The organism is Kluyvera chengduensis (assembly GCF_044197065.1).
GTDB classification, from domain to species: domain Bacteria; phylum Pseudomonadota; class Gammaproteobacteria; order Enterobacterales; family Enterobacteriaceae; genus Kluyvera; species Kluyvera ascorbata_C.
The window spans coordinates 975,332-988,273 of record NZ_JBIQOI010000001.1 but is presented as its reverse complement, the minus strand read 5'-3'; the positions used below and the strand labels follow the sequence as shown (position 1 = coordinate 988,273).

Annotated in this window: 12 protein-coding genes; 5 read left to right on the top strand and 7 right to left on the bottom strand. The window is 55.6% G+C overall.

Translation table 11 applies throughout. From position 1 onward, the window contains the following. The first annotated feature begins 21 nt into the window (after positions 1-21). On the top strand, positions 22-1,194 hold the full coding sequence (locus ACH1XZ_RS04550) for a cytochrome c biogenesis protein DipZ (RefSeq protein WP_395594492.1): 1,173 nt from the start codon (positions 22-24) through the stop codon (positions 1,192-1,194). Between the two features lie 62 nt (positions 1,195-1,256). Here the strand turns inward: ACH1XZ_RS04550 and ACH1XZ_RS04545 are convergent, their stop codons facing one another. The 3 genes from ACH1XZ_RS04545 to tehA form a co-directional block, all read right to left on the bottom strand. Beyond that, complete coding sequence (locus ACH1XZ_RS04545) at positions 1,257-1,925, bottom strand: DUF3313 domain-containing protein (protein WP_395594491.1); 669 nt, start codon at positions 1,923-1,925, stop codon at positions 1,257-1,259. Positions 1,926-2,071: 146 nt separating this feature from the next. Next, positions 2,072-2,668: a tellurite resistance methyltransferase TehB gene (gene tehB, locus ACH1XZ_RS04540; RefSeq protein WP_395594490.1), complete on the bottom strand. Its 597-nt coding sequence runs from the start codon at positions 2,666-2,668 to the stop codon at positions 2,072-2,074. Then, the gene (gene tehA / locus ACH1XZ_RS04535) at positions 2,665-3,669 is read right to left on the bottom strand and encodes a dicarboxylate transporter/tellurite-resistance protein TehA (RefSeq protein ID WP_395594489.1); all 1,005 of its coding nucleotides are present in this window, start codon (positions 3,667-3,669) and stop codon (positions 2,665-2,667) included. The genes tehB and tehA overlap by 4 nt, the downstream gene beginning before the upstream one ends. Before the next feature lie 200 nt (positions 3,670-3,869). On the opposite strand from tehA, the gene ydcK reads away from it, so the two are divergent. Continuing rightward, on the top strand, positions 3,870-4,850 hold the full coding sequence (gene ydcK / locus ACH1XZ_RS04530) for a YdcK family protein (protein WP_395594488.1): 981 nt from the start codon (positions 3,870-3,872) through the stop codon (positions 4,848-4,850). Here ydcK and rimL read toward each other — a convergent pair. The 4 genes from rimL to hglS form a co-directional block, all read right to left on the bottom strand. After that, positions 4,845-5,396 carry a 50S ribosomal protein L7/L12-serine acetyltransferase gene (rimL, locus tag ACH1XZ_RS04525; protein ID WP_395594487.1) on the bottom strand — a complete coding sequence of 184 codons (552 nt, stop codon included), beginning with the start codon at positions 5,394-5,396 and terminating at the stop codon, positions 4,845-4,847. The two genes, ydcK and rimL, sit on opposite strands and share 6 nt — an antisense overlap. Before the next feature lie 114 nt (positions 5,397-5,510). After that, positions 5,511-7,166, bottom strand: a complete 1,656-nt coding sequence (locus ACH1XZ_RS04520) for a glucan biosynthesis protein D (protein WP_395594486.1) — start codon at positions 7,164-7,166, stop codon at positions 5,511-5,513. A gap of 113 nt (positions 7,167-7,279) precedes the next feature. After that, positions 7,280-8,785 carry a carboxylesterase/lipase family protein gene (locus ACH1XZ_RS04515; RefSeq protein WP_395594485.1) on the bottom strand — a complete coding sequence of 502 codons (1,506 nt, stop codon included), beginning with the start codon at positions 8,783-8,785 and terminating at the stop codon, positions 7,280-7,282. A gap of 45 nt (positions 8,786-8,830) precedes the next feature. Next, positions 8,831-10,174, bottom strand: a complete 1,344-nt coding sequence (gene hglS, locus ACH1XZ_RS04510) for a 2-oxoadipate dioxygenase/decarboxylase HglS (RefSeq protein WP_395594484.1) — start codon at positions 10,172-10,174, stop codon at positions 8,831-8,833. A 227-nt stretch (positions 10,175-10,401) separates the two neighbouring features. On the opposite strand from hglS, the gene pcaH reads away from it, so the two are divergent. The 3 genes from pcaH (at position 10,402) to ACH1XZ_RS04495 (ending at position 12,852) form a co-directional block, all read left to right on the top strand. Beyond that, entirely contained in the window at positions 10,402-11,142 is a 741-nt protein-coding gene (gene pcaH, locus ACH1XZ_RS04505; RefSeq protein WP_035893211.1) for a protocatechuate 3,4-dioxygenase subunit beta, read from the top strand. Next, positions 11,139-11,759, top strand: a complete 621-nt coding sequence (gene pcaG / locus ACH1XZ_RS04500) for a protocatechuate 3,4-dioxygenase subunit alpha (RefSeq protein ID WP_395594483.1) — start codon at positions 11,139-11,141, stop codon at positions 11,757-11,759. Before pcaH ends, pcaG begins: the two co-directional genes overlap by 4 nt. Positions 11,760-11,928: 169 nt before the next feature. Beyond that, positions 11,929-12,852 carry a LysR substrate-binding domain-containing protein gene (locus ACH1XZ_RS04495; protein ID WP_035893208.1) on the top strand — a complete coding sequence of 308 codons (924 nt, stop codon included), beginning with the start codon at positions 11,929-11,931 and terminating at the stop codon, positions 12,850-12,852. Positions 12,853-12,942: the final 90 nt, after the last annotated feature.

Genomic DNA, 12,942 nt, shown 5'->3' with positions numbered 1-12,942 from the left:
TTAATTGATATGAGGTGTCAGATGGCTATGATTATCGCGTTTCTCGGCGGGATGTTGACTCTATTAAGCCCTTGTACGCTGCCGGTTATTCCTTTTTTATTTGCCAGCGTAAAAGGCCAAAAACGGCATCTCGCGGCGATGCTCGCCGGAATGGTCGTCATGTTCACCGCGCTGTCGCTGTTGGTGACGGTTGCCAGCGCCTGGGTGGTACAGGTGGCGCAGGCGGGCCGTTGGCTGGCGCTCGTTTTTCTCGGTGCGGTGGCGCTGTCGCTTATCTCCCCACGCATCGCTCAGCACCTGATGGCTCCGGTGGTGCGGTTAGGCAACCAGGTGAACGACCATAGTCTGAATCGTGGTGGCGTGATGGCGGCATTGCTGGCGGGCGTTGCTACCGGGCTTTTATGGGCGCCATGTGCAGGCCCGGTGTTGGGCGCTATCCTGAGCCTCGGTGTTGTTCAGGGTAACAGCGTCTCCAGCGGCGTGCTCCTCGCCGCCTACGGGAGCGGCTGTGCCGCCATGCTGGGGTTGCTTTGGCTTGGCGGGCAGCGCGTGCTGCATTGGTTACGCAACAGGACAGCGGTGGTCGAACGTCTGAAACAGCTAGCCGGGATGACGATGCTGGCGTCGGTGGTACTGATTGCCTCCGGCACCACCAGCGTACTGCAAGGGGCAACGGGGCTCTCGGCGCAGCTTGAACAGCATCTGGCGAACTGGCTCCCGGTCACCCCGGTCAAGCTCCAGCCGGTCGCTGATAGCGCCCTGCCATCTCTTAACGGGGGTACTGGTTGGATCAACAGCGCTCCTCTCTCCAGCGAATCGCTCAAGGGCAAAGTGGTGCTGATAGATTTCTGGACCTTCGACTGTATTAACTGCCAGCACACGCTGCCGCACGTGCATGAGTGGGCGGAAAAGTATCGGCCACAGGGGCTGGAGGTCATTGGGGTACATACGCCGGAATATCCGCATGAGAAAAACTTCAGCGCAGTGCAGGAGGCGGTAAAAAAATGGCACATCACCTACCCGGTCGTCACCGACAATAATTACCAAATCTGGAGCGCTTTTGGGAATCAATACTGGCCTGCGCACTATCTTTTCGACGCGCGTGGTCAGTTACGATATACCTTCTTCGGTGAGGGAAATTATGCAGAGCAAGATGCGGCGATTGCCGCGCTTTTAAAAGAATCAAAAATCTGAATAAATAAAATAAGGGCGGCACCTGAGTGTCGCCCTCTATTATTCATCACGCCAAAGTAAAATTACTTTTGCGATGGATCGAATTTAACGGCATCAACCGCCATATCATCAATCACCTGTTTCAACGTATCCAGCGTCAGCTGAGCGTTGGAGTTAGACAGGTCTTTACCTTCCCCTTTGCGCACCACTTTAATGACCGGCTTGTTGGTCGCCGCATCAATCAGTTCGCCTTCAAAGTAGAGGTTGGTGTTCATGGTACGGTGGCCGGTTGCCGCTTCGGTACCCGCAACCACCATCGCGATTGGGATCACTTCGTAGAACTGCAGGCCTTCTTTGCTGGAGTCAACGGCAGTAATCGCACCGCGGAAGATAAGGCTATGCGGGCCAGCGGTCGTTGCCAGCGGCTTACGCTCGCTGATGGCTTTTTTCAGTTCGGTGTTGGTGTAGTTCAGAATATCGGTTAGCGCTTTTTGCCCAACCTGTGTCGTCGGCTTCGGTACCGGATAGTAAGTTACCGGGTTGTAGACGACGTTTGCGTAGTTAGCCGGTTTGTAGTCCGGAGAGATCCAACGCAGTTCCGTTTTTCCTGACGCCGTTGTTGCTTCCTTCAGGCCAGAATAGTCTTTTAAAAATCCTGAGTATTGCTGAGGAGTCGTGGTCTTTGACGCACAGCCCGCTAATGCCAGAACGCCCACAAGGGCCGCCACTTTGAAAAACGCTTGAGTACGCATGAGAATAATCCCTGATAAATGCACAAATGCCAGTAAGTTATAGCAAATGAATCAGGCGTTTGTCGCGGCAAAAATAGAGGGGGTTCTCATTATTCACAAAAATGATTCACGGCATAACGGGCTTGCGCCCGTTATATAAATATTAATTATGATTTCTTGCGAGCCAGCATCGTAGCGAAGCGTAATTTAATGCGATTGCCGTTTTCATCGGTACGATGAAGTTCGCCGACATCCTCGTTATATTTCAGCAATTCCCACCCTTCATAATAATTTTTCAGCTCGCCAGCTTTAAACGCAAACGGGAAACCGACCGTGCAAGGGAAATCATCGGTATCCATCGCGGCAACGATCAGATTGTAGCCGCCAGGTTTGGTGCAGCGCTGCATATTCGGGATCAGGCGCGGAATGGTGCTCGCCTCAAGGAACATCATCACCACCGTCGACAGAATAAAATCGTACTCGCCGTCAAAGGTCAGCGTGTTCAGGTCCTTCACCGCCGCCTGTAAGTTTTCCAGCCCTTCAGACTCCCGAATCGAAAGCAGGTTCTGGATGCTCATCGGGTTCTTATCCCACGCCGTGACGTCATAGCCGTTCGCTGCCAGATAGAGGCTGTTACGCCCGTTGCCGCAGCCAAGATCTAATGTTTTACCCGGTTTAATCAACGATGCCGCGTGCAGCACATCGGAATGGGTGCGGGTCAGGCCATATTTTTCGGTGAAGTAGTTTTCATCACGAGTTGTCATTGTTCATCCTTCGGTTTCATCAGTGTTGACCGCGCAACGCGGGTCAAAAGTTTACCCTGAAGCAGCAACAGCAGCGTTTTAATCAGCAGCAGACCGATCACGATATTGGTGAATATAAACAGCGGCAGCGCCAGGTTATGGAAAAATCCAGAACCGCTGGCGTGCCCAAGATGCAGCCCGGTGGAGGCCAGTGCGGAAATACCGAACGAAAAGCTCCAGAACGAAGCGTTAAACGCCTGGCGCAGATACCAGGGCATCAGGCGCAGCATAAACAGCAGCTGTAAAAGCCCGTACCCGAACAGCATTTTGGCGAAGACATCTGCCTGACCGCCGTTGATGCTCAGCCACGCATTACAGGCTACCAGCGCCGGAGCCAACTGAATACCGAGCGAGGTACGCAACGGTACGGAAAGTACCCCGCCGCTGCGTAAACGCTGGACGATAGCGGGTTCGAGGGTAATCCACGAGATAACCCCAGCACCAAGAAACACCAGCCCGGCATCGTTAAAACCCAGCGCGCCGCAGGCCATTGCGCTAATAAAATTGTTCGCGACGGTAGGCAGATAAAGCCCCGGCGTTGTCGCATCCGCAGGATGCTCCCCTCGCCACAGCCCAGCCGTTTGCCAGGCGGCGTAACCGAGCTGCAACGCCACCCCGAGACAAAACAGCGCCAGCGCCAGCGGTCTTGCCCACGGCGTAACGCCAATCGCCACCAGCATGGTGGTAGCCGGAAACAGACTGACAAAGCTGCTGGCAATGGGATGATGCATCTCCTGCCAGACGCTGTACGGAAAGCGCACCGCCCGCGTCAGAAAGGCCAGCGTCAACAAGCCCCACATCATGATGGCGAGCACCACCAGCGCATCGCCAATTGAATGACTCACCGGCATAATCGTGCTGGCATAACGCCACGCGAAGCCCATGCCAATGGTGCCCAGTACCATGCCAAAGTAACCTACGGGCAGATTAAGGACCCGTGCTTCATTCTCGTTATTATGCATTTTGTTTAATTAATCAAATTCTATTAAGTTGCATTTTAAATGATTCTTTAATGGCACGCTAGCGCGAAAAAGAAGTATAGACAAACTGACGATGATGGTCGGAATGCCCAGTCGTTTCCCCGATGGGGCAATTGCCCGTGCGTGGTTACCGTCACAATGGTTTGCTACAGTTACTTTATCCGCATACCCGTGAGGCCATCATGAAAAAATATCGTCTCAGCGATGAAACGCGCAGCGTGCAAATTGGCGAGCCCGGTGCCAGAGAAAGCGTGGTGGTGCGCCAGATTATTGCCCTGCAGGATTTTGCCGATGTCAGCGCCGGCAGCCTCGGAGGCTGGGTAGAAAACGAGCTGTCACTCAGCCACGATGGCGAATGCTGGATCTACGATCAAAATAGCCTGGTGTATGCCGGGGCCAGGGTGACTGAAAACGCCAGAATTACGCAACCCTGCGAAATCAGCCACCAGGCTGAGGTTGGCGGCAACGCATGGGTACAAGCCAGCCGCATCAGCCATTTCGCTCGAATTAGCGGCGATGCCGCCGTACATGACTCCCAGGTTCACGGCCACTGCCATCTATTCGGCTATGCCTATATTGCTGAGCAGTCGCAAATTGTTGGGGCCAGAGGGTTAACCGCCGACAGCGAACAACTGCTGCAAATCTACGACGCCGCGCAGCTTCGCCACTGCCGGGTGGTGCATCAGGCGCAAATTTTCGGTAAAGCCATGCTGATTCATGCCTTCGTTGAGCATCGTGCAGAAATCTTCGACAGCGCGCGTCTGGATGGCAACGAAGAGAACAACATTTGGGTGTGCGACTGCGCCAAAGTGTACGGCAATGCGCGCATTATCGCCGGTCGCGGCGAAGATGAGATCCCGACGATACGCTACAGCTCGCAGGTGGCGGAACATGCGGTAGTCGAAGGTAATTGCGTGCTGAAGCATCACGTACTGGTTGGCGGCAACGCGCGCTTACAGGGCGGGCCGATTTTACTCGACGATCACGTGCTTATTCAGGGGGATGCGAGGGTGGTTGGCGATGTGCTGATCGAGTATCACATTGATATCACCGATAGCGTGGTGGTAGAAGCCCTGCCAGGAGAAGCGATTCATCTGCGCGGGCGTAAAACAATGACCGGGGCGCAGCATATTACCCGCACCCCGCTGTTTGGCGCGCTATAGCGCCGCGTCGTCAACAATCAGCGCATAAATGTTCTGGTCGTAATAAACGCCGTTGAGAAACTCGGCCTGGCGCAAGCACCCTTCCAACGCAAACCCGTTGCGCAGCGCGACGTGGTTACTACGCAGGTTATCGACTCGGCACTTAATGACGAAGCGGCGAATCTCGCCGCGTTCGGCATAATAGCGAATAAACGCCTGTAGTGACGCCGACAAAATCCCTTTTCCCTGTGCGTCTTCGTCTAGCCAGTAGCCGATATAGCCGGTTTTATTCGAGGGTTCAATCTGGTTAAACGACAGGACGCCAGCCATTGTGTTATCGACAAAAATCAGGAACATTTTGGCGATACCGCGCTGGTGCAGCATCATATTGCCCTGCACGTTCTGGCGAGAATCCTGTTCACTATTGACGTACTGCGGCCAGTTCAGCGTTTGCTGGAGCCAGGCTTTATTACGCATCACGAGTTCAAAAAGACCGGTAACGTGGCTTTCATTGACGGCTTGAAGGGTGACGGTGTCATTAACGGTGATGATTTCGGTGGCGGTCATTCTCAATTCTCAGTAAGTGATCGTAGGCCTGATAAGCGCAGCGCCATCAGGCATAACGGCGCAGAGTGCCGGATGGCGGCATTGCCTTATCCGGCCTACATGACGACAGCGAGGTTATTTCATGACGCGGTCATCAACATACTGACGTTTATCCGGCGCTGGCGGGAAGTACTGATACAGCCAGGTTTCGCTGATGGCGTCTCCGCGGCAGCGCAGGAACAGGCGCATATCCACCGGGTCGGTGGAATCAGAGGTTGGATACCAGTCGAAGAGAATGCGATAGCCGTCGAACGGTTCAACGTAGAGGATCTCAATCTGCTTCGCTTCGCCGCTGGAGAGCGTAATAACCGGTTCGATCCCTTTCGGTGCAGCGGCTTTCAGGTCACCGCCAACAAAATCGATAGCGAAGCGACGGGACCATTTATCCGGGTAATGCTCACCCGGTGCCCAGCCTTCCGGGAAGCTGCCCATGCCGGTGCGGGTAGCCAGCACGCGCGCCAGTGGGGAACGTACTGGCGGCATTGCGCTCCAGTATAAGCGGTAGCTGAAGTTCAGCGTATCGCCCGCCTTCATCGGTTTTTCCGGCTGCCAGAAGCAGACGATGTTATCGAGCGTTTCACCGGTGGTTGGGATCTCCATCAGGCTGACGGCCCCTTTCCCCCACTGATTACGCGGCTCGACCCACAGGCTTGGACGTTTGTTGTACCAGCCCATAACGTCTTGATAGTGGGTGAAATCGCGGTCGAGCTGCAGCAGTCCGAAGCCTTTCGGGTTTTTGTCCTGATAGGCGTTGAACTGTAGCTTCTGCGGGTTGTTCAGCGGACGACATATCCATTCACCGTTGCCAAGCCACATCGCCAGACGATCGGAGTCGTGGATTTGTGGGTGGATGGTGTCGCAGACGCGGCGCTCGTTGTTGCCGCAACTGAACATACTGGTCATCGGCGCAATGCCGAGCTGCTTGATGTCTTTCCGCGCATAGATATGGTTTTCCACATCCATGATCACCTGCGCTTTCTCGCAGTGCACCACAAACTTGTACGCCCCGGTGACGCTAGCGCTATCCATCAGCGCGTAAACGGTAAAGGAGGTGTCGCCCGGCTTCGCGGTTTCGAACCAGAAGGAGGTGAAGTCCGGGAACTCTTCCAGCGAGTCAGTGTAGGTATCAATCGCCAGACCGCGCGCGGATAGGCCGTACTGATAGGTACTGTCTACCGCACGGAAGTAGCTCGCGCCGAGGAACGCCACGATATCGCGACGCGCCAGCTCGGGCGCTTTAAACACGCGGAAACCGGCGAAACCGAGGTCGGTCTGCCCTTCCAGCTGTTTGGTGTCGACACCGGCATCGTTGTACTGGAACAGCTCCGGACGGAAGTGAATTTCACGCGCCTGGTGGCTTGATGGGTCGAGCGAGAACATCCGCACGCGGCGGCGAAAGCCCATTCCGACGTGGAAAAACTGTACGTCCAGCTGGCGTTCTTTGACGTTGTTCCACAACGAATGTTCAGCATCGTACTGAATGCTGTTGTAGGCCTGCGGCGTCAGGTTAGCCAGGGTATCCGGCAGCGGGCGCGGTGCGCCGCTCCACGGCTGGCGGGAGAGATCGTGCGCCATAGATTGCAGTACGCCGAAATCAAAGCGACGCGTCTGGCCGTCGGCAATGCCGGAGTCCTCTGCCATCGCGGCCTGGGAGAATAGCGATGCGAAACCGGAAGTCCCGCACACGGCGGCAACAGCCATAGAAGATTTAAGAAAGTGTCTGCGGTTCATGCCTGGCAAAGCGTCCTTTTAAAGTCGGAATGCTGCAAAATAAAAACGGCGTTACTGCCGCCCACTCTAGACAAAATTGATTGATAATCCAATTGCTAGCGCAACAAAATCTGTCAATCCAGACTCACATGATGCTTCATGACGCGTTTGAACAACGCCAGCCGCGCACGCATAAAGCGATTTTCCACGCGGAACCCGGCGTGCTTGCGTAAACCAATGCGCAAAAGACGGTCACGACCGCGCACGCAGGCGGGCCAGCGTACCGGCCCCGTCAATACGGTATGGCGCGCGCTGGCATCACGGGCGAAGCTGACCCAGTAGTCCGCCACCTGAGACGCCACCTGGAGATCGCGCGGCGTGACGTACTCGCGCGAGGGCATGATTTGTCCCAGCGTATCGAAGACATAGGGCACTTCATTACCGTGCCACGCGCCGTGATAGTAGGTGTCGTGCTCGGCTTCAGCGACGTAATCAAACCAGTAGCGCCAGCAGGGCTGATTAACGCGCTGCTGCGCCTGCATCACCACATAACCCAGCGTGGTAAACGCCATATCCCGGCAAACCTGACGGCCCAGCTCTTCATCTCCTTTCACGCCCGGATAAAGCAGTTTGATAAGCCCCAGTCCCAGACGACGTTCACGGCGAAGCTTTTGGATTTCGCCCGCCAGGTCCACGCCAAATACCGCCATCACGCTGGCTTCATCGCTGTTGGAACCCACCAGCACCGGCATGACGTGCTGTTTACCGGCGAAGAAAACGTCGAGCATCGGCTGCGGCAGCACGGCGTCGCCGACGATGGGGGCCGGGCCAATATTGTGGGGTGCGGTCAGCGGCCAGAAGGCCTCGGCGGGAATATCACGCAGATCTTGTGCTGACGCATTCGGCAGATTGAAATATTCAGCCAGACGCTCACCGCGCGCCAGCGCAGCATCGCGCGGTTGGTCGGGCAAGGTATAACCGCTTTGAATGATTGCTTTGTGAAACAGCCCCACGGCTTTCGGCGATGTCATCAGCGACAGCACGCTGCGCGCACCGGCCGACTCACCGAATAACGTGACGTTGTCACGGTCACCGCCAAAGGCTTCAATGTTTTCCTGTACCCAACGTAGCGCCGCGACCTGGTCCATCAGACCAAAATTATAGCGCCGTTCGCCGTCATCCCCCTCAAGCGCGGGGTGGGCAAAGAAGCCGAGATGACCCAAACGATAGTTGATCGTAACCACAATCACATCACGTCGGGCCAGCGCTTTACCGTCATAAGGCGGCAGCGCGCCTGCGCCAATAGTAAAACCTCCTCCGTGTAGCCAGACCATTACCGGCAGCGGCCCCTGACGTTTAGCAGGAGACCAAACGTTTAGATAGAGGCAATCTTCGGAAAAGCGACCGGGGTCGCCGCCGCCCAGTTCCTGGCAATACTCTGCACTTTGCCAACTGGCGGCAGAAAAGGTATTCGCCTGACGTTCGCCCTGCCAGGGCGTTACCGGCTGCGGCGCTCGCCAACGCAGCGGCCCCATCGGCGGTGCCGCGTAGGGAATACCGCACCACAGATGGGTATCGCCCTCATCTACGCCCGTTAACGTCCCTTGTCTGGTTTCCACCCGAATTGCGGCATTCTGCATTGATTCTCATCCTTTTTCTCTTCACTCCTGTGCAGAGTACCCGTTTCAGAGCAGACCGCAACGCCGTTTGCTGCGTAGCGACGCCTCCTCATACAGACTGAATTCGTCCAGTACCTGTCGGCCTAGCGCCGCTTCAAAGGCATCGCGGCTGGCATTCCCCTGCGTGCGCGTTTGCCCGTCGCCGCCCAGATTCGACTGGAAAATCCCGGCGGCGCTCACCGGCAGAAAATCTTCATAGGTGATGGGTTGGGCGATAATCCAGCCGCGTTCGATAAACGGCTGTGGGTCATCGCCCGGATGAATTGCCTGGCGGTGGGCATCACCGGTCGGCGTCAGGCGATAGCGGAACCAGGCAAGCCCCTGCTGACGCAGTAAAAACTCGCTGTCCGGGAACGCTTTGAACACCTCTTGCAAATGCTGCTGATGCGTCAGGTTATCTTTACCTACCCCCGCCTCGCTAAGCAGTGTGTCATACAGCGCGCGGCCCTTAGGCGTTAACGCCACCCCACGCTGTTCAATTTCGCCAAAGCGCGCCGTGTGCGTACCGTCCGATTCCCCGGCAAACTGCACCGGCTCTTCCAACGCTTTAAAGCTGGTCTGACGTAATAACAGCGGCACCGCCCGGCGCGGCGGCCCTTCAATCACCGCCTTCGGCTCAATGCCGTAATCGGACATCAGCTCTTGAACGCGGTCAATATCCAGCGTGCGTGGGGTGAGATGGTTAATGTGGCAGCCTGGGAAACAGACCACATCGGCAATCAAGCGATGCTGCTGGTTGAGCGCCTGATAGGTCTGCTGGTCAACGGTGGTATGCCGATGCCAGCGGAACGTTTCCAGCGCTTCTTTCACAAATTCCTGCGCCTGCGGCGCGGTGAACCCGCCCTGATCATCATGCAGATTCATCAGCGCCCGACAGCGCGGCGTAAAGATATCCCGCTCGGCGAGGATCTTCGCCGCTTTCTGGCGCAGATTCGGGTCGTCGATAAGCTCAAGACGTAATAAAGAGGTAAAAATACGAAATGGATTACGCTGCAGCGCCGCGTCGTCCACCGGACGAAACGCCGTCGAGTGTACCGGTACGTTCGCCACCGACAGATCGTAGTAGCCCACCGGTTCCATGCCCATTATGGCGAACATCCGGCACAGCGTGGAAAGCTCTTCTGCCGTCCCCACCCGGATCGCGCCGTGACGTTCAACGTTGAGGCGCGCAAGTTCATCCGCATTGGCCAGCTGTTCATACAGACGCGTATTATTTTCCAGCACGGCCAGGTTTACGTCAGCCACTAATGCCAGCAGCGTTCCATATTGCGGAACTTCTTGCTGATACATTGCCGACATTGCTTGTGAAAATTCCTCACGAATATCATCCGCCGAAAGGGTGTGCGCCATGATGCCTTGCCTCCTGTGAATATATTTGCAGTGTAGGAAAGGCCATGACGCTACGCGGTAAGAATTTACAAACTGTGATCGCGGCAACTGACTGAACTTATTGAGTGAAGGGATCTGGTTACATAACCTTGGGTTATTAAAAATGCACCTTAAATTCACTTTAAATTAACAATATATTTACACACACTGTCTGTGGCAATAATAAAATACCCTACACGGAGCCACCTATGAGCACAAAATGGTCACCGCAAGAAGTGATTCACCGGGATTACAACAATCATCCCCCAGCCCACGCGCCGGGCTATAAAACCAGCGTGCTGCGCTCGCCGCGCAATGCCCTTATCTCGCTGCAAAATTCGCTGTCAGAAATCACTGGTCCGGTCTTTTCCCAGCAGGACCTTGGCCCACTGGATAACGACCTGATCCTCAACTATGCCAAAGACGGTTTACCGATTGGCGAGCGCATCATCGTTCACGGCTACGTGCGCGATGGTTTCGGTCGCCCGCTGAAAAATACGCTGGTTGAAGTGTGGCAGGCCAACGCCGGCGGACGCTACCGCCATAAGAAGGATCAGTATCTGGCCCCGATTGACCCTAACTTCGGCGGCTGCGGACGCGTGCTTACCGATGAAAATGGCTATTACTTCTTCCGCACCATTAAGCCCGGCCCGTACCCGTGGCGCAACCAGGTGAGCGACTGGCGTCCTTCGCATATTCACTTCTCCATTTTTGGTGAAGCGTTCGCCCAACGCCTGATCACCCAGATGTACTTTGAGGGTGACCCGCTTATCAAGCAGTGCCCTATCGTCAAAACTATCAATAACGATGATGCCGTTCGTACGCTTATTGCCGAACTGGATACCCATGCCGCCGTGCCGCTCGACTGCCTGGCCTATCGTTTTGATCTGGTGCTGCGCGGCCAGCGCGCCACGCTGTTTGAAAACCGTACTCAGGGGGCTGCTCGATGAAAGACTATTTACCGGAAACGGCGTCACAAACCGCCGGCCCTTATGTGCACATTGGTCTGGCGCCGGATGCCGCTGGCTTCCATATTTTTGAGAAGAACTTTGGTTCAACCCTCACCAACAGCCACACGCCCGGAGAGCATATTGCCATCGAGGGACGCGTGTTCGATGGCTCCGGCACGCCGGTGCGCGATGTGCTGATTGAAATATGGCAAGCCAACGCCGCCGGGCGTTATAACCATGTCGCAGACCAGCAGCACGAAAAAGCGCTGGATGACGATTTTCGCGGCTGGGGCCGCGCCTGCTCGAACTTCGACAGCGGCGTCTGGCGTTTTGATACCGTTAAGCCAGGACAAGCGGTCGGCCGTGATGGGCGCATGATGGCACCGCATGTCAATCTGTGGATCGTGGCGCGCGGGATCAACATCGGCCTGAATACGCGGATGTACTTCCCGGACGAGCAGGATGCAAACAGCAAAGACCCGGTGCTGAATCTGATTGAGTGGGAAGTGCGCCGCAAGACGCTGATTGCGCATAAAGAGACGCGCGGCAACGAGACGGTATATCGGTTCGATATTTATTTGCAGGGCGAGAACGAAACGGTGTTTTTTGATCTGTAAGGTTGGTGCGTTTTGACCCGGCGTCGCGTTGCGACGCCGAGAATTTCTCCATTTTCAACAAATCACTTGTCTGTTAAACCGCACAAATGTTAATAATAATTTGCTAGCAAGTTATCAAATTTAAACAACATTACTTGTCACTCATGCCGCTCTGTTTTTAACATCGCTTATGGAAAAAAACGCACTCTTTAGTCAGCGCATTCGCCTGCGCCATCTGCACACATTCGTAGCCGTCGCCCAGCAAGGAACTTTGGGGCGAGCGGCTGAAACCCTTAATCTAAGCCAGCCAGCGCTCTCCAAGACGCTCAATGAACTTGAACAGCTCACCGGTACACGGCTCTTTGAACGCGGCCGTCTGGGGGCGCAGCTCACCCTCGTGGGTGAACAATTTTTAACCCACGCCGTGAAGGTGCTTGATGCGCTGAATACCGCCGGCCAGGCGCTGATACGTAAAGAAGGTGTTAATAATGATGTGGTGCGCATCGGTGCCCTCCCCACCGCCGCGCTCGGCGTGCTCCCCGCCGTTATTGGTCAATTTCACCAGCAGCAAAAAGACGTGACGCTTCAGGTCGCCACTATGAACAATACGATGCTGCTGGCGGCGCTAAAGTCCGGCGATATCGATCTGGGCATTGGCCGCATGTCCGATCCGGAACTGATGACCGGGTTGAACTATGAGCTGTTATTCCTGGAATCGTTGAAGCTGGTTGTCCGCCCCGACCACCCGCTGCTGCACGAAAACATCACCCTGAGCCGCGTGCTGGAATGGCCGGTGGTGGTTTCACCGAAAGGTACCGTTCCCCGCCAGAATGCGGAAACGCTGCTACAAAGCCAGGGCTGTAAAATGCCTGCTGGCTGCATCGAGACGCTTTCCGCGTCGCTCTCTCGCCAGTTGACGGTTGACTTCAACTATATCTGGTTCGTTCCTTCCGGCGCGGTGAAGGACGATTTGCGCCGAGGCGTGCTGACCGCCCTGCCGATTGCGACCCAGGGCCAGGGGGAGCCCATTGGTATCCTGACCCGGGTGGATACCCCGCTTTCTTCTGGTGCACAGACGCTATTAAGCGCAGTCCGCAAGTCAATGCCTTCCTGAAAATTCACACCGGCCCGTCGCCTGGCGGGCTAAGTACCTTCGCTTTTCCGCGCTATTTTACTTTTGCTCTACGCAATTAATGCGAAATTA